Origin of the sequence: Candidatus Defluviilinea gracilis, from assembly GCA_016716235.1 — a bacterium.
In the GTDB taxonomy this organism is placed as follows: domain Bacteria; phylum Chloroflexota; class Anaerolineae; order Anaerolineales; family Villigracilaceae; genus Defluviilinea; species Defluviilinea gracilis.
In genome coordinates this window covers 2,176,788-2,197,784 of record JADJWS010000001.1, presented here as the reverse complement: position 1 = coordinate 2,197,784, position 20,997 = coordinate 2,176,788, and the positions used below count along the sequence as shown (strand labels likewise).

General features: G+C 52.7%; 20 protein-coding genes. 8 read left to right on the top strand and 12 right to left on the bottom strand.

Going from position 1 to position 20,997, the window contains the following annotated elements; genetic code table 11:
* The first annotated feature begins 39 nt into the window (after positions 1–39).
* From IPM31_10300 to IPM31_10285, 4 genes are all read left to right on the top strand, one after another.
* Positions 40–1,443, top strand: coding sequence for an MATE family efflux transporter (locus IPM31_10300; GenBank protein ID MBK9007370.1), 1,404 nt, complete (start codon positions 40–42; stop codon positions 1,441–1,443).
* A gap of 109 nt (positions 1,444–1,552) precedes the next feature.
* Positions 1,553–2,200, top strand: coding sequence for an SGNH/GDSL hydrolase family protein (locus IPM31_10295; GenBank protein ID MBK9007369.1), 648 nt, complete (start codon positions 1,553–1,555; stop codon positions 2,198–2,200).
* 146 nt (positions 2,201–2,346) lie between these two features.
* Positions 2,347–2,985 carry an O-methyltransferase gene (locus IPM31_10290; GenBank protein MBK9007368.1) on the top strand — a complete coding sequence of 213 codons (639 nt, stop codon included), beginning with the start codon at positions 2,347–2,349 and terminating at the stop codon, positions 2,983–2,985.
* A gap of 112 nt (positions 2,986–3,097) precedes the next feature.
* Positions 3,098–4,315: a pyridoxal phosphate-dependent aminotransferase gene (locus tag IPM31_10285; protein ID MBK9007367.1), complete on the top strand. Its 1,218-nt coding sequence runs from the start codon at positions 3,098–3,100 to the stop codon at positions 4,313–4,315.
* A gap of 410 nt (positions 4,316–4,725) precedes the next feature.
* On the opposite strand, the gene IPM31_10280 is transcribed toward IPM31_10285, so the two are convergent.
* A complete protein-coding gene (locus IPM31_10280) occupies positions 4,726–5,157 on the bottom strand; it encodes a hypothetical protein (GenBank protein ID MBK9007366.1) in 432 nt (143 codons plus the stop codon).
* 65 nt (positions 5,158–5,222) lie between these two features.
* On the opposite strand from IPM31_10280, the gene IPM31_10275 reads away from it, so the two are divergent.
* The gene (locus IPM31_10275; protein MBK9007365.1) at positions 5,223–6,689 is read left to right on the top strand and encodes a pyridoxal-phosphate dependent enzyme; all 1,467 of its coding nucleotides are present in this window, start codon (positions 5,223–5,225) and stop codon (positions 6,687–6,689) included.
* Positions 6,690–6,772: 83 nt separating this feature from the next.
* On the top strand, positions 6,773–7,399 hold the full coding sequence (locus IPM31_10270; protein ID MBK9007364.1) for a zinc ribbon domain-containing protein: 627 nt from the start codon (positions 6,773–6,775) through the stop codon (positions 7,397–7,399).
* Between the two features lie 99 nt (positions 7,400–7,498).
* On the opposite strand, the gene IPM31_10265 is transcribed toward IPM31_10270, so the two are convergent.
* The 5 genes from IPM31_10265 to IPM31_10245 form a co-directional block, all read right to left on the bottom strand.
* A complete protein-coding gene (locus tag IPM31_10265; GenBank protein MBK9007363.1) occupies positions 7,499–8,413 on the bottom strand; it encodes a CPBP family intramembrane metalloprotease in 915 nt (304 codons plus the stop codon).
* Positions 8,414–8,438: 25 nt separating this feature from the next.
* Complete coding sequence (locus IPM31_10260) at positions 8,439–9,059, bottom strand: DUF4386 family protein (protein ID MBK9007362.1); 621 nt, start codon at positions 9,057–9,059, stop codon at positions 8,439–8,441.
* A 304-nt stretch (positions 9,060–9,363) separates the two neighbouring features.
* Positions 9,364–10,065, bottom strand: coding sequence for a hypothetical protein (locus IPM31_10255; protein ID MBK9007361.1), 702 nt, complete (start codon positions 10,063–10,065; stop codon positions 9,364–9,366).
* A 123-nt stretch (positions 10,066–10,188) separates the two neighbouring features.
* Complete coding sequence (locus IPM31_10250; protein MBK9007360.1) at positions 10,189–10,854, bottom strand: response regulator transcription factor; 666 nt, start codon at positions 10,852–10,854, stop codon at positions 10,189–10,191.
* Positions 10,854–12,038: a sensor histidine kinase gene (locus tag IPM31_10245; GenBank protein MBK9007359.1), complete on the bottom strand. Its 1,185-nt coding sequence runs from the start codon at positions 12,036–12,038 to the stop codon at positions 10,854–10,856. The genes IPM31_10250 and IPM31_10245 overlap by 1 nt, the downstream gene beginning before the upstream one ends.
* A gap of 113 nt (positions 12,039–12,151) precedes the next feature.
* On the opposite strand from IPM31_10245, the gene IPM31_10240 reads away from it, so the two are divergent.
* On the top strand, positions 12,152–12,715 hold the full coding sequence (locus IPM31_10240; GenBank protein ID MBK9007358.1) for a hypothetical protein: 564 nt from the start codon (positions 12,152–12,154) through the stop codon (positions 12,713–12,715).
* Positions 12,699–14,153 carry a dihydropyrimidinase gene (gene hydA / locus IPM31_10235; GenBank protein MBK9007357.1) on the top strand — a complete coding sequence of 485 codons (1,455 nt, stop codon included), beginning with the start codon at positions 12,699–12,701 and terminating at the stop codon, positions 14,151–14,153. The genes IPM31_10240 and hydA overlap by 17 nt, the downstream gene beginning before the upstream one ends.
* A 12-nt stretch (positions 14,154–14,165) precedes the next feature.
* On the opposite strand, the gene IPM31_10230 is transcribed toward hydA, so the two are convergent.
* The 6 genes from IPM31_10230 to IPM31_10205 form a co-directional block, all read right to left on the bottom strand.
* Positions 14,166–15,920 (bottom strand): GAF domain-containing protein, encoded by a 1,755-nt coding sequence (locus tag IPM31_10230; GenBank protein ID MBK9007356.1) that lies wholly within the window; start codon positions 15,918–15,920, stop codon positions 14,166–14,168.
* 63 nt (positions 15,921–15,983) lie between these two features.
* The gene (locus IPM31_10225) at positions 15,984–16,712 is read right to left on the bottom strand and encodes a sulfotransferase domain-containing protein (protein ID MBK9007355.1); all 729 of its coding nucleotides are present in this window, start codon (positions 16,710–16,712) and stop codon (positions 15,984–15,986) included.
* The gene (locus IPM31_10220; GenBank protein ID MBK9007354.1) at positions 16,709–18,151 is read right to left on the bottom strand and encodes an O-antigen ligase family protein; all 1,443 of its coding nucleotides are present in this window, start codon (positions 18,149–18,151) and stop codon (positions 16,709–16,711) included. Before IPM31_10220 ends, IPM31_10225 begins: the two co-directional genes overlap by 4 nt.
* 304 nt (positions 18,152–18,455) lie before the next feature.
* Positions 18,456–19,067 (bottom strand): hypothetical protein, encoded by a 612-nt coding sequence (locus IPM31_10215; protein MBK9007353.1) that lies wholly within the window; start codon positions 19,065–19,067, stop codon positions 18,456–18,458.
* A gap of 116 nt (positions 19,068–19,183) precedes the next feature.
* Positions 19,184–20,002, bottom strand: a complete 819-nt coding sequence (locus IPM31_10210; protein MBK9007352.1) for a glycosyltransferase — start codon at positions 20,000–20,002, stop codon at positions 19,184–19,186.
* A gap of 55 nt (positions 20,003–20,057) precedes the next feature.
* The gene (locus IPM31_10205; protein MBK9007351.1) at positions 20,058–20,993 is read right to left on the bottom strand and encodes a sulfotransferase; all 936 of its coding nucleotides are present in this window, start codon (positions 20,991–20,993) and stop codon (positions 20,058–20,060) included.
* Between the last annotated feature and the right edge of the window lie 4 nt (positions 20,994–20,997).

The following is a 20,997-nucleotide window of genomic DNA, read 5'->3' as shown; positions in this document are numbered from 1 at the left end:
TTGTATCCAACTTTCATCATTCATCCATCGAAATTTCCCATGACCTTCCTCAAAGATAAAGAATTCCTCCGCGCCGCATTGGCTCTGGCTGTGCCGGTTGCGTTCCAACAACTGATCACCGCTTCGCTCAACATGGTTGACGTGTTGATGGTCGGGCAGTTGGGCGAGACGGCTGTCGCCGCGCTGGGGCTGGCGAATCAGATCTTCTTCCTGCTCATCCTCTTCGTCTTCGGCGTGACGAGCGGCATGTCCATTTTCACCGCGCAGTTTTGGGGGAAAGGCGATGCGGAGAGCATCCGCAAAGTGTTGGGGATTTGTCTCATCGTCGCGGTCTCGGTCGCGGCGATGTTTTCTCTGGCGGCGGTGTTCATCCCCGAAACGCTGATGTCGTTCTACACCGAGGATGGCGAGGTCATCAAACTTGGCAGTGACTACCTCCGCATTGTGGGACTGAGTTATGTGTTGATGGCGGTCTCGTTCTCATACATTTCGATCTTGCGGAGCATCACGCAAGTCACGTTGACCGTCGCTGTGACCACGCTGGCGTTGCTGTTGAAGACCGCTCTCGGATACTCGCTCATCTTCGGGCATTTTGGTCTGCCCGCACTGGGCGTGCGCGGCGCGGCGATCGGCACAGCCACCGGCTGGGCGTTTGAATGTGTGTTGTTGTTATTTCTTGTGTACGCGAGAAAAACCCCGCTCGCCGCAAATCCGCTTACGTTCTTTCACTTCGATCGCGCGTTCCTGTTCAACATATTGCGCACGTCCATGCCTGCCGCGCTGAACGAAGTGATCTGGTCGTTCGGTATTACCTTCTACTACGCGGTCTACGCGCGCATCGGCACCGACGCCATCGCGGCGATCAACATCAACGCCACCATCGAAGAACTCATGTTTGTTTTGTTCATCGGCTTGGGCAATGCCTGCGCGGTGATGGTCGGCAACAAGATCGGCGAGAAAGAAAAAGAGACCGCGTTCGAATACAGCCGCCGCTTCACCATCATGGCTGTGACGTTGGCGCTATTGGGCAGCGTGATCGTGTTCTTCTCGCGCGACTTTATCGCGAGTCTATATCAAGTTTCCGATTCAGCCGTGTATGATTTAAAAAACATCATGCTGGTCTATTCGCTGTCCGCGTGGCTGCGCGTGTACAACTTCATGTTGTTCATCGGCGCGTTACGCGCGGGCGGCGACACGCGTTTCGCCATGTTCACCGAACTCTTCTCAATCTGGCTGATCGGCGTCCCCGCCGCGCTCATCGGCGGATTTGTCCTGCATCTCCCCGTCTATTTTGTGTACGCGCTGGTGCTAATAGAGGAGGTCGTCAAAGCGATCGTCATCACGCGGCGTTATCTCTCGCGCAAGTGGATTCATGATCTCGTCAACACGACCACGGACACAACCCCGCTTCTCTCGACGGTGGGGCCTGATTCTGCCTCTTGAAGTTTTTCCACACTGAGGCTTTGTGGCTATAATTCGGCTTGCGCTCTTACTGGCTTTCCTCATAGGCTGTACTCAAAATCCAACCACGCTTGTTTCAGGAGACGATGATATGCCCGCTGTCCGTTACCTAGCCCTCGGCGATTCCTACACCATCGGCGAAAGCGTGGACGAGGCTGAACGTTGGCCCAACCAACTTGCATCCCTGGTCGAATCTTCCCCCCAAATTGCTTCGCAATTTGGGGGGATTGAGGGGGGTGTCGAAGTCACCATCATCGCCCGCACAGGCTGGACGACCGACGAACTTTGGGATGGAATTCAAGCGCAGAAAATTGATCCCCCATACGATTTGGTCTCCCTGCTGATCGGAGTCAACAACCAATATCGCGGATTGGATATTGAAGAGTATCGCAAGAGTTTTGTTTTCCTCTTGAACAAAGCGATCGAATACGCAGGCGGCGACGCGAACCGCGTCATCGTGCTATCCATCCCCGATTGGGGAGTGACACCCTTTGCAGGCGACCGCGACAGTAAGAAAATAGCGGACGAGATCAACCGATTTAATGCGATCAACCGCGAAGAGACCGAAAAGGCGGGCGCGCACTACATTGACATCACGCCCATCTCGCGCGAAGCGGTCAATGATCCATCGTTGATCGCGGGCGACGGTTTGCACCCGTCAGGCAAAATGTACACTGAGTGGTCGAAGCTCGCGTTGCCTGTGGCGTTGGATATTTTGATCACAGACAACAAACCGTAGCCATTCGTATTGCGTACTGCGTTCTTCGTAATCTCCAGCGCCCGCTCACTGATCACTGATTACTGATCACTGATTACTCGTAACTCGCAACCTGCAACTCAACCTCTTTCCACTTTCCACTTCCTACTTTCCACAAGGAGCCTCCCATGCCAAAAATCAACTACGACAAACTGCAAGACTATCTCACCTCCCTCGTCCCGCCGCGTGATGCGGAAATGCAAAAAATGGAAGACTATGCCGAGAAAAATAAATTTCCCGCCCTCGGCGCGGCGTGCGGATATTACTGCTACCAACTCGCGCGCATGATCGGCGCGAAGTCCGTGTTTGAACTTGGCTCAGGCTACGGATATTCCACCGCGTGGTTTGCGAAGGCTGTCCGCGAAAACGGAGGCGGCGTTATTCATCACACAGTTTGGGATGACAAACTCTCCGCGATGGCGCAGGATCATCTCGCCAAACTCGGCTATGCTGATCTGGTCAAATTTCACAATGCCGAAGCGGTCGAGTCACTGCGAAAGACATCGGGCCCTTTCGACATCATCTTCAACGACATTGACAAGGAAGGCTACCCCGATTCGCTTCCCGTCATCAAAGAGAAACTCCGCTCAGGCGGACTGCTCATCATTGACAACATGATCTGGCATGGACAAATCCTCGACCCCAACGACCACGAGGAAACCACCGAAGCCATCCGCCGCTTCACCCGCGACGTGACGACTGATTCGGACTGGATAGTTTCTCTCACCCCCGTCCGCGACGGGATGATCGTGGCGTATAAGAAATAACTATTTCGTATTGCGTACTGCGTATCTTTCAATCACTGATAACTGCTCACTGATAACTCGTAACCCGTATCTTGTAACTCGCCCCCCCCATCCCACTCCCCAAGGACTCATCATGCCCTACAACTTCGATCAAATCATCGAACGCCGCGACACAAACTCCGCCAAATGGAATATGTATCCGCCGGACGTATTGCCGATGTGGATCGCCGACATGGACTTCGCCACTCCCGAGCCGATCCGCCTTGCCCTGCATCAGGCGATCGAGCGCGGCGTGCTGGGATATGAGTTTGCCACGCGCCAACTTAGGCAGACCGTTGCGAACCGCATGGAACGGCTGTATGGATGGCAGGTAGACCCCGATTGGGTTGTGGAAACGACCGGCATGGTAAACGGATTCAACATCGCGGCGCGCACGTATTGCAATCCGTCCGACGGCGTATTGATACAAACGCCTGTCTATCACATGTTTTATGGCATTTACAAAAATATCGGGCTGACACAACAAACCGCTCAATTTTCGTTCACGAGCGAAGGCGGCGTGCTCAAATCTCACCTGGACCTTGGCGTGTTTGCCCGGGCGTTTCACATGAACAACGCGCGAACCCGCATGTTCCTGCTCTGCCATCCTCATAACCCGACCGGGCAGGTTTTCTCACGCGATGAACTTTCGAAGATGGCAGAATTGTGCCTGCAAAATGACGCGGTGATCGTGTCGGACGAAATTCATAGCGAGTTGATATTAGACGGATCGAAACATATGCCAACGGCAATGCTTTCCCCCGAAATTGCCGCGAAGAGCGTCACCCTGATCGCCCCGAGCAAGGCATTCAACATCGCCGGATTATTTTGCTCTTTCGCCATAATTCCCAACGATGGTTTACGCGAAAAATTCAAGAAGACCAGTGAAAGCATGACGGGTCACCCCTCCAGTTTGGGGCTGATCGCCGCGGAAGCGGCTTTCTCCGGCGCTTGCGACGATTGGCTGGCTGAATTGAGGATCTACCTGAAGGAAAATCGCGATTTCGTCATAGGCTGCTTGAGAGAGAATTTCCCGGAAGCAAAATTCACAATCCCCTCGGCAACATACCTCCATTGGCTTGATTTCGGCGGCTATGTAGAAGCGAGGCAAATCACCGGTTCCCCGTTCAAGTTCTTCCTCGAACAGGCAAAGGTCGCGCTCAGTGATGGCGGGGAATTCGGCGAAGGATTCGAGAATTTCATCCGCTTGAATTTTGGCGCCCCTCGCCCGCTGGTGGAGCAGGCATTAAGTCGAATGAAACTCGCGCTTCAATCCGTTCAGGTGGAAGCGGCTAACACTCATGGACGGTAGATTGCGAAAATAGGTTTTTGATGCGGTCGTACTGCGTCAAAGTCAGGCGACAGTTGCGCTGTCGCCTGAACTTTCGTGAAGCGCTGATTTCGCGCGGACACGCTCTTTTAAAGAAAGGACGGATGGGGATCACCCATCCGTCAAAAATTCTAGAACCCGGTAAGGAGCGGGGAAATTGCCTCTTTCTTTTTTCGTTCGGGGAACGTCTGGAACAACAGCCGAGGGCTATCGCCAGTTTATGGCATCCCACTCTTACCTTCTATTAAATTGTCAGGCGGTGTCTCTATGGCTACCTCCTTTCACTTAAGCACATCATACACCTCGCAAATTGGTTTTGCATTAAAAACAACCTACGCTTCTGTTAAAATTTGATTCTTGAAACAGATGTGCGTAATTAATTTCACCATCGCTCAGCGGATCTGGTTTTTCCTCATCCTGCTTAATAGTTTTGCGATCAACACACCCGCAGGCGCGGCAAAGACGAACGCAAGAACTCCTGCAAGGATCAATCCAATCCCAGCGATCGCGCCCGTCCACAAGAATGCATAAGTAACAGGATCTTCCATCACAACATCGCCGTTCGAATCCACGCACTGCATCACATACGCGGTGCTCGGCTCTGAATTGCCGAACTCATCGGTTGTTGTCGTTGCGTAAGAACGCGATTGAGCCGATGTGCCCTCGGGGCAGATCAATGGCGCGACCGTCTCCATCGCAAAATCTGTCACAGACGTGGATACGCCGACGATCATCGAAACGGGGAAAATACACATGCTGATGACCACGAACGCAATAACCCACACAAGACAACCCGAAAGCGCGCCTGCCGATGTCTGTTTCATTTTCGTCTCCTTATGCTCGGCGAGTATAATTCATTTGCTAAACGATATTTCCCAGGAGTGACAAAATGACTACCATTGATCTGACCGTTGATAAAACCCGCCGCGCGCGCGCCATCCAACGCGCCAAAGAAAAGAACATCGTCATCCCCACGTATGCACAGATGAAAGACCCGTCGAAGATTCCCGCGAAAGTGAAGGATGAGTTGAAAGGCATCGGACTCTGGGATATTCATCCGCGTAACCTCTTTCGGATTAACTGGCACAACCAACCCACCGCTTCAGGCGGGACGTTTGGCGGAGTCAACTTCCTCGAGCTTCCGTCGGCGCTGACGGGAGTCCCTGCCCGCATCATCGCCATCGTGGGGAAGTGGTTCCCGACGGGAGCGCACAAAGTCGGGGCGGCGTTCAGCTGTCTCGTGCCGAGACTGGTCACAGGCCAATTTGACCCGACGACTCAGAAAGCGGTCTGGCCCTCCACAGGGAATTACTGTCGCGGCGGCGCGTATGACTCCGCGTTGTTGGGATGCGAGTCCATTGCGATTCTGCCCGAAGGGATGTCGAAGGAGAGATTCGAATGGCTCGCGAAAGTCGCAGGCGAGACGATCAAAACCCCCGGGTCCGAATCGAACGTCAAAGAAATCTTCGATAAATGCTGGGAGTTGAAAAAGTCGGGACAGGATTTGATGATCTTCAATCAATTCGAAGAGTTTGGCAATTACTTGTGGCACTTTGAAGTGACGGGGCACGCGATGGAAGAGGTCTTCAATCAGGTGGCTGGCAAGCACGGACGGTATCGCGGCATGGCGTCTGCGACGGGTTCGGCAGGGACGATTGCCAGCGGCGATTACATGAAAAAATTATTCCCCGATTCAAAGATCGTCGCGAGTGAGGCGTTGCAATGCCCCACGCTTCTCGAAAACGGATTCGGCGCGCATCGCATCGAAGGCATCGGTGACAAGCATGTGCCGTGGGTTCATAATGTCAAGAATACGGATGTCGTCACCGCGATTGACGATAACGCTGTTGTGAATCTTGCGCGCTTGTTCAATGAAGAATCGGGACGGCAATATCTCGTCGAACAAGGTGTGCCCGAATCTCTAGTCTCCAATCTCGATTTACTTGGCTTTTCTGGAATCTCGAATGTTTTATCGTGTATCAAAACCGCGAAGTATTACGAAATGGACGAGAACGATGTGATGATCACCATCCTCACCGACTCGATGGAGTTGTATCGCTCGCGTCTGCATGAAATGCATCAGGAATTTGGCGAATACAACGAGCGTTCCGCCGCCGCCGACTTTGCCCGCTACCTGCAAGGCGAATCGACCGACAACATGCTCGAACTCCGTTACACCGACCGCCGCCGCGTGCACAATCTCAAATACTATACCTGGGTCGAGCAACAGGGGCGCACGTATGACGAAATCCAAAAGCAATGGTACGAGCCGAATTATTGGACCGACGTGCAAACGCAAGCCGATGAAATTGATGAGTTGATCGTTGAGTTCAATAAAGAAGTTGGGATTATCTAATCAATTGACAGTCACCTTCAAGGTGACTGTCAATTTTTCTCTCTGTGCTACAATCAAAATAATCTTTCCACGGAGGTTAACCCATGACTCTCATTCAATTCACCCGAAACTATCGCGACCTAAGCACGGACGCGGGATTCCAGTTCGAGTTCTTCTGTGACCGTTGCGGCAACGGCTACCAGACCGAGTTCCAAGCCTCGGCGATGGGAACCGCGACAAACGTATTAGATGCCGCGAGCAACCTTTTTGGCGGCGTCCTTGGGAAAGCCGCAAACGTGGCGCGCGGAGTCCGTTCGGCGGGATGGGAAAAGGCGCACGATAACGCGTTTGCCGACGCGGTGGAGGAAGCCAAGCCGCATTTCCACAAATGCAAACGGTGCGGCAAATGGGTGGATGACGATTGCTGGAACGATCAACGAACGCTTTGCAAAGACTGCGCCCCCGATATGCAGGAAGAGATGTCGTCCATTCAAGTGCAAGCCGCGATACGCGACGCGCAAGAAAAAGCCAACACCGTGGATTACGTTTCCGCCGACACCTTCAAACAAACCATCGTAACGACTTGTCCGCACTGCGGCGCGAAAGCGGGCGGAGGAAAATTCTGTCAGGAGTGCGGCAAACCTCTCGCCGCCGAAAAATTCTGCAAGAAATGCGGCGTAAAAATGGAAGCGGGCGCAAAATTCTGCGCCGAGTGTGGGACGAAGCAATAACTTTTCGGCACAACCAAAAATCAAGTGTGGAAAGTGGAAAGTTGCGAGTAGAATCTGCTCTGCACTTTCCACACTTCGATTCTACTCAGTGCATGCTGTCTACTTTGCCAATAGCCCACTCTGCAAAGCAGACAAGTCCATGTTCTGGCGTGCCAAACGTTGGTATCCAAATACGCGAATCACCAACCCAGCCATTCCCCAATTCAAGGTTGCGCCAATCAACGGGTGAAGCTCGGCTGAGGAAAGAAACAACCCAGTCACGCCAATGGAGGCATGAAATAGTAGAGCCAGCAAGAGACTGCCCTGCGTGTTGTTGTAAACCCAGGTAAACAAGAGGGCGGTTGCCATTAATTCAAGAAAATGCCATCCGATAAATCCATCTTGAACAAGATTTCCTTTGGTTAACCATAAGGGTAAATGCCAGGTCCCCCATATCAACCCTAAAAGGAGACTGGCGTTCAAACTGCTTTTTTTGAACTGTAACCGCGGCAAGGCAAAACCACGCCAGCCGAATTCTTCTCCCATCGAACTTCCAAACAGCAGTTGTTGAAGAAAAAAGGCGGGTAGAAACACCAAAGGGGTGGCATTCAATAACTCTGGAAACAGATTCACAAAAGGGGGTTGCGAGAAGTTTGGTATTGGGCTACCCAGCAAGATTGAAATACCGGTCTTTGTCAGTGAAAGAACGACGGGCCAGGCTAGCGCGAACAAATACCACTGGAGTCCGATCCGCCATGTCAACAAGCGTTTAAATAGACCGCGGAAACCGTCCCGCCCATCATAGGCGGCTGTCGTAATAAGCGCGGCTAACGACGGACCAATAGCGCCCAGCAAGCCGGTCAAGAATGGATTAATCTGGAAGCGGATGAAATCATACGATGCCAGCGCTGCGGGAACCCAGACCGCCCATGAGATCCCAAAAGCCAGAATTAGAAAGACTGCCAGTGAATATGGTTTTGGCGAAATGGAGATCGGAGACCCATCCCCTTCGTAATGGTAAATAGGACTTTGCATTTGATCCTCCTTTTATAATCCACTCTCACATTGAGAATTGACGGTCAGCCGATAAGGTTTTTCCCAACCACGCTAGCCATACGATACTGAGGAGCAATACAATGATACCGAGCGGAGGCAACAGGCTTAATCCGCCTATAACCAATCCAAGATAACTTAGCCGCTTTGGCAATCCCCCGGTCTTCAATGCCGCCACATTCAACAGCAAATACCATAGTCCATTAATAACGATGACCGCCATTCCCAGCGCCCCAATAATTTCATACATACCCGTTTGCCCTTGAGTTAAGCGCGATGCTTGCAATACGGCAAACAAGCTTAGACCGGTGTTGACGAACAGGCATATCACCGCCAGGAAACCAAATAGAGTGGCGAGAGTTGTCAGTACCGGGGACTCGTTTCGCAAGCGATGGGACATTGCGACCATCAAGACAGTCGCCGCAATTGCCGACATGAACTTGAGCGCATCCTGAATAATCAAGGGCATTGGGTTAGTAATTGCTATTTGCGCAAGTAAGGCATTATCGGCGAGCGCGGTAGGTCCGATCAGCCCCAACGCCACGATCAGCGTGGTAATCGCCAATACCGCATTGATCCGAGCGGCATTCCCCCCAGCTTTTTGAAGATTCAGTCGATTCATTTGCATTGTCTTATTCCTTTTGCTTATTCAACAACTATTCGCTCCCGTTCTTAATGTACGCGGCTTTCACCAGCTCGATAACATGGGATGTTTGTGTTGACTTGGACGCTTCCGGTCAAGCACACCCATTATTTCATGTTCGACTGGAATACGCATCGGTCAAGCGCCGCAATTCCGAACGGTCTTTCGTTGGAAATGAAATCTGGGGCTTGGGTTGTATGCATCTACAGCTCTGGCCGTAGATGCGCGCATAATCATTTCGACGGTTATTATCATGACCGTCGAAATGATGCGTCCCTGGATGATGGATTTATTCCGTTTTGGGGTTTAACTGGGATATCAATTTGCGCATATCTGTTAGGGCGCTTTGCGAGAGAGCGTGGAGTTGTTCCAGCGAGATACGCGCGAGGGCGGGGTTGCGCTCCATCAAAATCTGGGCAGACCGCGTCGTCAGGACGATGGTGAAGATGGTTTGTGAAACCGAGTTATGTAATTCGCGAGCCAACCGGTTGCGCTCGTCGATCACCGTCAATTCTTCCACTTGAGCAACGTATGCTTGCAACTGGCGATTGATCTCAGTCAACTCATTGATGATGGCTTGGCTTTTCAAGCGAGCAAACTCAAGTTCACGGCCCGCTGTAATATACGCAGACAGGATAAAAATACCCATCATCGGTAACAGAGCGCGCGCCAAACCAGTGAGGGTTCCCAGAAAGTACATCATTGGCAACCCAGTCAGGGCGGTGAAAATCCCCACCCAAATCCAGAGGCTTCTATCGGCAAACACAGAAGCCGCTTGGAAAGTTAACAACACAAATAGCGCCGCAACAGCGCCGAAGTTTGGGTTCAGCCCCAAAATAACGGTAACAATGAGGGACTGGATTGCAAAGTAGAAATGACAAAATCCTCGAGGCAGGTTCGGCACCCACACAAACGCCACATAGAGCGCAAGGAAGACCGCATGCAGGCTAACATACCAGGGTGTCAATTCAGCGCGTTTATTGGACAGCACTGATTGCGCGAACTCCGCTGTGAAAATCAGAAAGGTTGCTACAACTACAATTCGCTTGGAGCGGGGCGGCGAGGATGCGATCTTCCATTCGAGCAATTCGGTTCTCCCTCGCAATCAGACTTTTTAAGCCAGCCCTTGCTTAATGGCGTAAATTGCCAATTGCGTGCGATCTTTCAGGTTCAATTTGTCGAGAATGTTACTGACATGCGTTTTAACGGTCTTTTCACTGATAAACAATGCTTTGGCAATATCGCGGTTACTCCGTCCTTGCGCCACGAGACGAGTCACGTCGAGTTCGCGTTCGGTAAGATTTGTCGCAGTCTCAGTGGGCTTGTTCGTAGAGTCATCGTGCCGAGAATTTCGCGCAGCATCCATCAATGCGCGAACGACATTTGGATGCAATCGGGCTTCCCCTCGATAAGCGGCGCGTATGGCTCCAATCAGATCGTCTGGGGAGATATCTTTAAGTAGATAACTTGAAGCCCCCGCCTGGATCGCGGGAAAGATTTTGTCGTCATCGGCAAAACTGGTCAACGCAATGATTTTGATCGTATCGCTCAGCGACGTAATTTGTCGCGTAGCTTCGATTCCGTCCAAGTTGGGCATAACCAAATCCATCAACACGATGTCGGGTTGTTGCAAGCGCGTTGCTTCCACGGCTGTTCGTCCATCGCCCGCCTCGCCAACCACAATGATATCCTCATGCAATTCCAGAAAAGCGCGCAACCCTTGGCGAACGATTTGGTGATCGTCAACGATGAGCACTTTTATTTTTTCTTCCTGCGCCATCATGACAATTCACCTCCTAACTGCTTCTTCTCAATTCGGATCAATGTGCCTGCGCCGGGCGAGCCTGTAATTCTCAAGTTCCAACCAATCTCATCAGCCCTCTCGCGCATGGAAGCCAGCCCCATCCCGTTACTGTTCGACACGTGTTGCACATCGAAACCAAGCCCCTGATCGGAAATTTCAACAGACGGCGGATTATGCAAGTTCAATCGAATTCTCGCTTGAGGCGACCGGGCATGCTTGACGATATTATTTAGCGCTTCTTGAATGATGCGAAAAAGCCCCTGTTCGTCAGATGGGTCTAGAGGAAAATCGCCTTCTACTTCTAACGAAACGTTCAGACTCTCCGGCAAATAACGGCTGGCAAGATGTTGCTGGATGGCTAGAACCAACCCGCCTTCTTCCAACGGCCCGGGGCGGAGTTGCAAAATCAGCGCTTGCATCTCAGAGAGAGCGCTTTGGGACAACTGATTTAACCGATCTAATTGCGCGCCCACCTTGGTCGATTCCCGATCAAGCAATAATACAATTGACCGCGTCGTAAGAGTCATAGCGAAGACGATCTGCGTTACCGTGTCGTGGAGTTCCCGGGCAAGGTGATGACGTTCGCGCGCCTCCACAAGCTTTTGGCTCTGCCGGGCAAAGTCTTGCAACTGCCGATTTGATTCGTGAAGTTGTCCCAGCAACACTTGGTTGTAATCGTACGCATCCTGAACCTGGCGCAGTGTCAGAGCATAAGAAGCCAGTAGTCCAATTCCACCAGCATAGATTAGCGCAATGACGATCCCTACCAATAAACCGTACGTCTTGATCATCGGCAAACTCACTAAAACGGCAAATGATCCAATCCATACAGTACCAAATTTGATATTCGTCCTCAGTATGATCTGCATACTGAGAATGCCAAACAAGACCGCAAAATAGTCTCCCGACTCGGCGGTGAAAAGTAGCATCAAAGACAACAAGGATTGTAAGATCAAATAATAGGGAAAGTAATTGGGCTGACGTTTTGAGACAATTTCCTCGCCAATGAATAAGATCATCCACAGCGTCAGGAAAACAGCCATCACGCCCGCCCCGGGGCTATGGCGCTGTTCGATCCATAACCGTAACACCGCCGCTCCAAACAAACAAGCAACTGTAAGATGAAACATCCATTGATAGCGACCAGCGGAAGCCTTCATAGGTTGTCGTCAATTATAGCCTCATCCAGCACAACCAATCATCGAGAAACACGCTCAAGAAAACAACAATAATTGAAAGACATCGGAAACTCTCGCTGGCGTATAATTATTTTGTGCTTCAACCCACCTCCCTCATCCTCGTCTGCCTCCTCCCAACCCCCCGCGACCTTGAAATTGCGCGTCTGCTCGGCTGGTATCGTATCCCGCTTCGCACCGCGCCGAAAGTTGTCGCGGTGGATTATCTCGCCTTTTATCAACCTTCAGCATTCGGCGATCACAGCGGACAGATCGAATTCATCGCCCAAGTAAAAGGACACGAACTGACCACGCGCGGCGAACTGCTCAAAGAGGAAGCGCATCATCCGCGCGCGAAAGAGGAGTATTTCAAAATTCAACTCGGCGGACTGGAGAAATTGAACGACCCCATCCATTCCGACAAATGGAAGCGTCTCACGTTCCTCTACACAACGGGCGAATATTTGCTCAACGCAAAACTGCTCAACGACCTCGTCGTCCAAAGCGAAGAGCGCGACCTGCTCTGGAAGAGTCTGCGCGAACGCGCCGAGAACGAACAACTCTACAAAGTTGACCTCCCCGAAACGGACATTCCTCCCGATGTGTTGCTCGCGTTGTTGGGAATCAAAGAAGCGCAGGAATCGTATGGCGACATTGATTAAGAATGGGACTCTCGTCACCGCCGAAAAAACGTTTCAAGCCGATATCTTGATTCAGGATGAAAAGATTCAGCGCGTCGCTCCGACGATTGAGGCTGATTCGGCGTTGACGATTGACGCGTCGGGCAAGCTGATTCTCCCCGGCGGCGTGGACCCGCACGTCCACCTCGACCTGCCCATGTTCGGCACCGTCTCCTCCGACGATCATTACACCGGTCACAAAGCCGCCGCATTCGGCGGAACGACAACCGCAATGGATTTTGTTCCGCTCGCAGAATCCCCCTCTCCCAGCGGGAGAGGGGTTAGGGGTGAGGGAGAATACAATTTCAAATACTCAATCAACCTCTGGCTCGAAAAAGCCCAAAAAGCCGCCATTGATTATTCCTTCCACATGAACCTCACGCAATTCAACGAGAACATCGCCAAACAGATTCCATCCCTGCGCGAGATGGGAATCCAAACCCTCAAAGTATTCACCGCCTACAATGGACGATTGCGCCTCGACGATGGCAGTATCTTCAAAGCTTTGCAAATTGCCAGGGACAACGGAATGCTCGTCATGGCGCACTGCGAAAACGGCGACGTGATCGAAACGCTTGTCGCGCAAGCATTGGCGAATGGACACACAACTACCGAATGGCACGCGTTGACTCGCCCCGCGTGGGGCGCGGTGGAAGCGACCTTCCGCATGGCGGCGATGGCGCAACAAGCCGACACGCCGGTCTACATCGTCCACATGAACGCAGGCGGCGAAGTGGACATGCTCAAGTATGCCCGCGAACACGGCGTCAAAGTGATGGGCGAGACCTGTCCGCAATATTTATTTTTCACGATGGATAACTTGCGTCAACCCGACGGCGCGAAATGGATCTGCTCCCCGCCGATGCGAACGAAAGATGACAACGCGCGTCTATGGGAAGGATTGACCGAAGGAATCCTGCAAACCGTCGGCACGGATCATTGTCCCTTCTTTTTTGATGGAACGGAACCGATCATCTACGAAGGCAAACCCGTCGCCATCCCCGGCAAAGAGTTAGGCAAAGATGATTTCACAAAAATCCCGAACGGACTGCCCGGTATTCAAGATCGTATGCCCGTGTTATGGACAACAGGCGTCCGCGCGGGGAAAATCACTGCAAATCAATTTGTCGCGTACATGTCTACCAACACCGCGAAAATTTTCGGCCTATATCCACGCAAAGGCGCCCTGCTCGAAGGCTCAGACGCCGACATTGTGATCTGGGACCCCGAAAAGAAAGTGAAATACGGAGTCGCCATGTCACATCAACGCACGGACTATAACTTGTACGAAGATTGGGAATTAATCGGCTACCCCGAAAAAGTTTTCCTGCGAGGAAGGCTAATCGTGGACAGAGATGCGTGGATGGGCAAAGCAGGCAACGGTCAGTTTTTGAAGCGCGGCATGGGCGAATTTATTTAACGCCCGCCCACTTCACCTCTTCGCGTGATGCAGGCGGTCCGTCGCCTCTTCGGTGAGCGGGATGTACACTTGAATCCTCGCGCCTTTGCCCGGCGCGGAATCGATGTTGAGCAAGCCGCTCACCAACTCCGTCCGTTCGCGCAGGTTGACCATGCCCAGACTGCCGCGCTTATCGTATGATCTATTCACCGCATCCACATCGAAGCCCAGCCCGTCGTCTTCGATCTCCAGCAACGCAATCCCCGTTTCAAAAGGTCTCAATCTCACCCAAATGTGCACCGCGTTGGCGTGCTTGCGCGCGTTGTTCGTTGCCTCTTCGATGATGTAGAAGATCACGCCCTGCTTGCCCATCTCCATGCTTTCGAGCATCTTCTCATCCACGTTGATGACGACGTTCTGTTGAAACGTTTCGCGCATTTTTTCCGCCATCGCTTCGAGCGCGGCGGTCAGCCCCTGCGACTCAAGAATGAGCGGTCGAAGCGTAAATAGCATGTGGCGGATCTCCTTGGTGGTGCGATGCGCCAACTCCTCGATCTTCTTTAACTCATCCGTCGCTTCGTCGACATTCTTCGTCATCATGCGCCGGGCGATATTGATCCGCATCGCCATCGCCGCAACGGATTGCGTCGGTCCATCGTGCAGGTCGCGCGCCAGTTTTTTGCGCGTCTCCTCTTGCACCTCGACCATGCGCTCTTTTTCTTCCACAAGGTCTTGATACAGGCGCGCGTTCTGCACCGCGATCACCGCCTGCCTGCCGATGATATCGAGCAAGCCGCGACGTTCCATCGTGAAATAATTCTGGTCGGGGTGGGCAAAGAGCATCATGCCATACATATTGAACCCACTGCGGAGAGGGAAACAATACGCGGCAGTGCAGGACCGCAAGGCAATGATGCGTCCGAGTTCGGGATCATACCCCACGTCGGTGGAAAGAAGCGGCTCGCCGTCGTCGAAAATTTTCTTGAGGATGCCCTCGTTGCCGTGCAGGCTGACGCGCATATCCGCGTTCGTATATCGCCGCGCCGAACCGACGCGCAATTCATTCCCGCGGAATAAATAAACGGCGCTCACCAGCCGCTCATCCAGTTCAGGCTCATCGGGATCGGCAGTGGGATTCAACGCAGAGTACCCCAGATCAAGAGCAGAATCGAGCACGCGCTTGTAACTCAGCGTGGCTGTCAGCGTGGAGGTCAATTCATAGATGGCGCGGAGACGTTCGCTTTCCATGTTACTGCGCCGCTCCTCCGCATCCAACCGGGTGCGGCGTTGGAAGCGTAAACGCCTCATCAACATCTGCCCCCCCGCCCCGCACACCAGCGTGAACAACACAGTGAGCGTCAATCCATTTGAAATGGAAAAAGTCCAACCATTAACGAGAGACGCGCGCGAAACAAACAACTGCCACGCGATAAATAAGATGCCCACCACCAACGACCCCAAGAGCTCAAAATATACCGCGCCGGTGAGAATAGGATACAACCCAGTCCATACCGACGCATTGCCCAGCCCGCCCTGCAAATAGAAAAATAAGGCGGCGAGCGCAAAATCAACAGCCAGCACAATGTGCCGATGGAAACGGACGCGCAAGTTCATCCCCACCAACACGCTCATGGCAATATTCCACAACGCCATTAACAGAACAATGGTCAGCGAAACCGCGTTGATCAAGTCGCGCAGTCCCAACGATACGAGCAATCCCACCAGCGTCACCCAGCGCAGGGAAACCGCCAACCAGTCTGCCACATACGGCGTTTCAAATTTACGCATGTTTCCAATGATACTCGAAAAGTAACAATGCAATTTCCGCCCGGTCTTACAGATGGCTTACGACTACGCCTCATACCCCATACGAGCGAGATACGCGCCCATCTTTTCTTTCAAAATTGCCTGTTGTTCGGCAGAATAGGATTCGCGGAAGCGGCCGATTCTTCCCTTGAAAAAATGGAGACCCTGTTGCCCCTCGCCTTTTTCGGGACGAAAAGCCTCGATCACTTTCTCGACGTCGGGCTGGTTCGCCCGTAGACGGAGGAACTCAACCAGACGCGTCGCCTCGCTGTCATAGTTCGTGAGCAGGTCTTCGTAGCGCGCGATCAACACATTCTTTTCGCGCGTCCACTTCTCCCAAATGCGGACGTAGTCCATGATGAACGCGAGACTCTTGTCGAAGTCGGTGAGATGCGAGAAGGCATTGGGTCGTCCCTTTTGTAACGCGCGTTGACCGAAGTCGAACGCCGAGAGCATGGCGTCGCGGGGATCGCGATAAATGTAGGTGATGTGAAGCAAGCCCACCCGTTGAAAGAGGCGGCTCGTCGTCGTGGGTCCCGCGTGTGCTTTGATGACAAATGTGTTCCCCATCAACGCGGGGATCGCCACCATCCCCAACCGCCGCGCGGAGAGGACGCCGATGTTGCAATTCACTTCGGTCAATATTTTTTGCAGTTTATATTTTTCGCGGATGTCGCGCGCGTCGGCGCAACCTGTGGTCTTCATCAGGTCGTGGATGAGGTTGTAGTGCCAACCCGAACCCGCGCGCGGCATACCAACGGAAAGGACGATCATTGTGACTCCAACTGCTCAGCCGCCGAGGACGGCGTTGGGAGCAAGTGATTCGATTCTAACGCATACGCCATCACACCCGCAAGAATTCCGAGGTTGACCCAAAGATTCGGAGTGGCGAATGAATCTTGCGTGGCATTATAGATGGCAATGGCGATCCACGAGAACAAGCCCGCGATGCCGAGAAAACGCGCGTATGAATTTTTATGTTGTAGCGCGGTCAACGAATCGGCGAGCAGTGAAAATAAAAACGCGATGAATAGAACGAAGCCTATCAATCCTGTTTCGGCGAGCAAACGCGCGTACATATTTTTGGGGTTCGGATAGAGTTTACTTTCAGGGTTGAGTTGTTTCGCAATTTCAGGCACGACCGTCAACGACCAATCGGGGAGATGATCGTACATGTACAATCCGCTCGCGCCCAAACCCACGCCCAACACGGGACTCTCCTCATACACGCCCATCGCGCTGACCAGATACGCCGAGCGCGCACCCGCTGAATTTTCTACGACGAACTCCTCCACGCTCTCCGCATCCGATTCAAACATACGCGCGATGTATCCCTTTTGAGCGAGGAACAATCCTGCGCCGAGGATCGCACCGATTGCGAGAGTCAAAACCCCAGCGCGTAAAATTAAACTTTTTGAAACAAACCATGTCCACGTGGAGCGAAGTTCGGCGCGACCGACGAGTAAAAAAGTCAACGCGGTTGCCGCGCCTGCGGTGAGTAATCCGCCGCGTGAGTAGGTAGCGAGAATTAATAGACCTGCGAATCCCAACAAAATAATTTCAAGCCACTTAAAGCGCGTGACGCGCACACCCGTGAGCAATGACGCGAACAGCCACGGCAAATAGACGGTTGCGATCTGCCCCGCGAGCCACGCGGGCTCGTACGCCATGCCAGAGACTCGATTCGTCTTCACCAGTTCGCGCATCGAGAAGGCGAGTTGCCAGTGCGTGACCGTCACCTTCGGAAGGATCGGTGTGTAAAACGCGAGCGCCTGCACGCCGCTCCATGCCACGTCCAACGCGAAGCCAGCGAGAATCCATCTCACCGAAAATTTCAAGTCGTCTTCGTTGCGATTCATCCACACGGCGGCGATGAAAAAGGATATGCCGATGACCAGCGTCGCCCACGCGCGGATGACACGCCCGAAATATTCCTGCCCTCGCAAGGGAATCGGATCGAGCCACGCCCCGAAACTGCTCGCCACCAAAACGACCAGCACAAACCCCGCCAGCGGAGTCAACGCCCCCGCGCGTGGGAAAGCTGTTTTGCCGCGAATCCATTGAACGATGAGCAACGGCAACAACAACGCAATCGGGTAAAACGCCAGCGGACGGACAAGTGTCCCCTCGCCCATGCCTGGGAAGTAACGAAAACTCGTGACAGGCAACGCCATCAACGCCGCGCCCCACAGGAAGCGCGTCAACTTTGACATAATGCCCCCGCGCGTACTGCGACATTTATGTCGCCATAAGCGCAAATGCGACATATTGCAGAATCACAATTAAACCGAGCAATCCTTCCGCTCCGATTTGAACCACGGAGACACTGAGTCACGGAGTTTTTAATCATTTTTTCTCTGTGTCGCCGTGTCTCAGTGGTTAGGTTTATTGCTCGATCAATTTGAAAAAGAGCAAAAGTCGCTTTTGCCGCAATGGGACGACTGAAGTCGTCGCTACGTGTTACCCATTTAATGGTAGCTCGAAAAGTGCGACATAAATGTCGCGGTACGTGAATCTTCATTTTGCTTTGCCAAAAAACAAAACCCCAAACGCGCTCACGGCAAGGAAGCCAATTGCACCAATCAATAAATATGTGCTTAGTGACAAACTTCGCTCGGAGGGTAAATTCTCCACCTGAGCCATATCCGCGCGAATGAACGGATTCAATCCATCGGAAGCGGCGGCTTTCTTGTTCACTTCATCGGTAAACAACCGCGCCCACGTGGATGCGATCCCCACCGCTTGTCGCACGGTTTCGTCCGTTGCATAGAAATGCCAGCCGCCCTCCGCGGGTTGACTCAACTCCAATTTTCCGCCGCGTAATTCATCAACAGGAATCCCAAACTCGGAAGATAGTTGATTCATCACACTATCAGAATATGCAATCTCTTCCAGTTTGCGAGTCTCGCGTTCGAGATAGTAGAAATATTGACGGTCTGTGTCTTGCGGGAACGCCGCTTCCAAATTGAAATCCACAACCACCGTTGCACGCGCGCGATACGGCGGAGGCGCGACGTAATAAACCGCCGCGCCGATCGCCGCGCCGAGGATCGCGCCGAGAACCCAAAAGCGCCAGGCTTTGAGTAATCGAATCAGGTCGTTGAGGGAGGGGGGAGAGAAGAGGTGCATGGTAATTGGTAAATGGTAATTGAGAATTAGAGAATTAGAGATTAGAGACTGGAGATTAGAGACTGTCTTTGCAGAAAAGTTCTACCTTCAGCCTTTTAAACTTTGTGTACTTCGTGTCACCTGCCCCGATGCTCTTGCGGGGTTTGTGTTGAATCTTTTAGCATCCTTCGCCGCCGCCAATTCCAGATCGGGGCGATGAGTTTACGGATATAGTATTTTGCCACGATGGTTGAAAAGAACGAGCCGCCATCGCGGTAATGCACACGGACCATTTCGGGCCAACAGCGGTCATCGGCGACGATGGTTTTGCCAGAGGTGTGCAAGCGGAAATTCGCCCACGTCTGCGGCACATATTGTATCCGCGAACGCGCCGCGAGACGCGTCCACAGATCATAATCCATCGCGAAATAAAACGACGGGTCGAGCGGACCGACCTGCCGCCACAAGTCCGCGCGGAAGAACGCAGTCTGTTGCGGGATGTGAACGTATCCCTGCCTCAGCAGGCGTTCATCCGTTTGCGCCGAGTTGAATTTGCCGATCACGCGTCCGCTTTCGTTGATGAAGTTGCAATCGCCGTAGACCATGCCCACGTCGGGATGTCCCTGCAAAAATTTCACCGCCGCGCCGACCGCGCCCGCCTCATACGTGTCATCGGAATTGATCCACGCAAGGATGTCGCCCTTCGCGCGCGCGAACCCCTTGTTGATCGCGTCGGTCTGACCTTTATCTGGTTCGCTCACCCACGAGGCGATTCGCCCTTCAAATTTTTTGAGGATGTCAACCGTCCCATCCGTGGACGCGCCATCCACGATGATGTATTCGATGCGCGGATAATCCTGCGCCAGCACGGACTGGACCGTCGCTTCGATGTAGCGCGCTTGGTTAAAGGAGGGAGTGATGATGGAGACGATGGGGAGAGGTTTTGGGGTGGTCATTGGGTGAGAAAGTTAGCAGTTATTAGTGATCAGTGAACAGTAATTGGTAATTGAGTTACCAGTTGATGTCGGGGTAAAACAATTGTGCAGAGTCTTCGGTGATCTCGCGGATGCGGTTTATTTCGTCAGGAGATAGTTTCGATCTCCAATTGTCCACGCTGGCGCGACTGTCCATTTTCACGGAGTGAGTTTTGCGGCGCGAGAGTTCGGTCGGGTTGTCGGAACTGCTTGAATTCAAAATTTTATTTTCGGCATGAGGTGTGAAGTCCAAGCCCAGCGCGGCGTATAGGTCGCGGAAGCCGTTGACGGGATCGCGCGAGAGGTCTTCGTGGCGAACGATGATGAGATGCCGATTCAGCCGTCCCTGCGAATGAACCGTGCGGTAGATCATCGTCCACAACAAACTGGCTTGACCGATGACATCATCCGCTTTGATGGCTTGCATTTGTTCGCGATATGGTTCAAGATGATCGCGCATCAGCAGAGGTTGGTCGAGCAGGTCGTTGAAATCGAAATTCCAGCTGAGGCGTTTGAGACTGCTGGCGAACGCGGCGGGGTGACGAACCGTGACGACGATGTTGAAATCGAATCGCTTTGCGAACCACGGCATCGAAAAGACCGCGAACGGATCTTTGAGCAAGGCGCGTTGACCGTGTTCGAGCGCGTCGTAAAAAATTTTGAAATCGCGCCCCATGCGTAAAAAATCTTTGAGTGAACGAAGCGACTTGATCTCGCTCCATGTGTGATAACGATAATCGAGCAGTTCCTCGAACGGCGCGAGATACTCGGCTTCGTTGTCGTCGCAGACGTATTGATACCAATGCTTCACCTTCGCGCACAACACGCCAGGACGATGCAACACATTCAACGGCTCGCTGATGTACGCAACTTGCGAACCTGCGAGCATTTTGCCAACCCACGTGGTGCCGCTGCGATGCGCGCCTGTGACGAGGATGGGTTGAGTGGTTGAGGCTTGCAAATCGGTTTTCATGGAC

Coding starts and splice junctions, on each gene's coding strand:
- IPM31_10300 (MBK9007370.1), top strand. CDS start 40: ATGACCTTCCTCAAAGATAAAGAATTCCTCCGCGCCGCATTGGCTCTG.
- IPM31_10295 (MBK9007369.1), top strand. CDS start 1,553: ATGCCCGCTGTCCGTTACCTAGCCCTCGGCGATTCCTACACCATCGGC.
- IPM31_10290 (MBK9007368.1), top strand. CDS start 2,347: ATGCCAAAAATCAACTACGACAAACTGCAAGACTATCTCACCTCCCTC.
- IPM31_10285 (MBK9007367.1), top strand. CDS start 3,098: ATGCCCTACAACTTCGATCAAATCATCGAACGCCGCGACACAAACTCC.
- IPM31_10280 (MBK9007366.1), bottom strand. CDS start 5,157: ATGAAACAGACATCGGCAGGCGCGCTTTCGGGTTGTCTTGTGTGGGTT.
- IPM31_10275 (MBK9007365.1), top strand. CDS start 5,223: ATGACTACCATTGATCTGACCGTTGATAAAACCCGCCGCGCGCGCGCC.
- IPM31_10270 (MBK9007364.1), top strand. CDS start 6,773: ATGACTCTCATTCAATTCACCCGAAACTATCGCGACCTAAGCACGGAC.
- IPM31_10265 (MBK9007363.1), bottom strand. CDS start 8,413: ATGCAAAGTCCTATTTACCATTACGAAGGGGATGGGTCTCCGATCTCC.
- IPM31_10260 (MBK9007362.1), bottom strand. CDS start 9,059: ATGCAAATGAATCGACTGAATCTTCAAAAAGCTGGGGGGAATGCCGCT.
- IPM31_10250 (MBK9007360.1), bottom strand. CDS start 10,854: ATGGCGCAGGAAGAAAAAATAAAAGTGCTCATCGTTGACGATCACCAA.
- IPM31_10245 (MBK9007359.1), bottom strand. CDS start 12,038: ATGAAGGCTTCCGCTGGTCGCTATCAATGGATGTTTCATCTTACAGTT.
- hydA (MBK9007357.1), top strand. CDS start 12,699: ATGGCGACATTGATTAAGAATGGGACTCTCGTCACCGCCGAAAAAACG.
- IPM31_10230 (MBK9007356.1), bottom strand. CDS start 15,920: ATGCGTAAATTTGAAACGCCGTATGTGGCAGACTGGTTGGCGGTTTCC.
- IPM31_10225 (MBK9007355.1), bottom strand. CDS start 16,712: ATGATCGTCCTTTCCGTTGGTATGCCGCGCGCGGGTTCGGGTTGGCAC.
- IPM31_10220 (MBK9007354.1), bottom strand. CDS start 18,151: ATGTCAAAGTTGACGCGCTTCCTGTGGGGCGCGGCGTTGATGGCGTTG.
- IPM31_10215 (MBK9007353.1), bottom strand. CDS start 19,067: ATGCACCTCTTCTCTCCCCCCTCCCTCAACGACCTGATTCGATTACTC.
- IPM31_10210 (MBK9007352.1), bottom strand. CDS start 20,002: ATGACCACCCCAAAACCTCTCCCCATCGTCTCCATCATCACTCCCTCC.
- IPM31_10205 (MBK9007351.1), bottom strand. CDS start 20,993: ATGAAAACCGATTTGCAAGCCTCAACCACTCAACCCATCCTCGTCACA.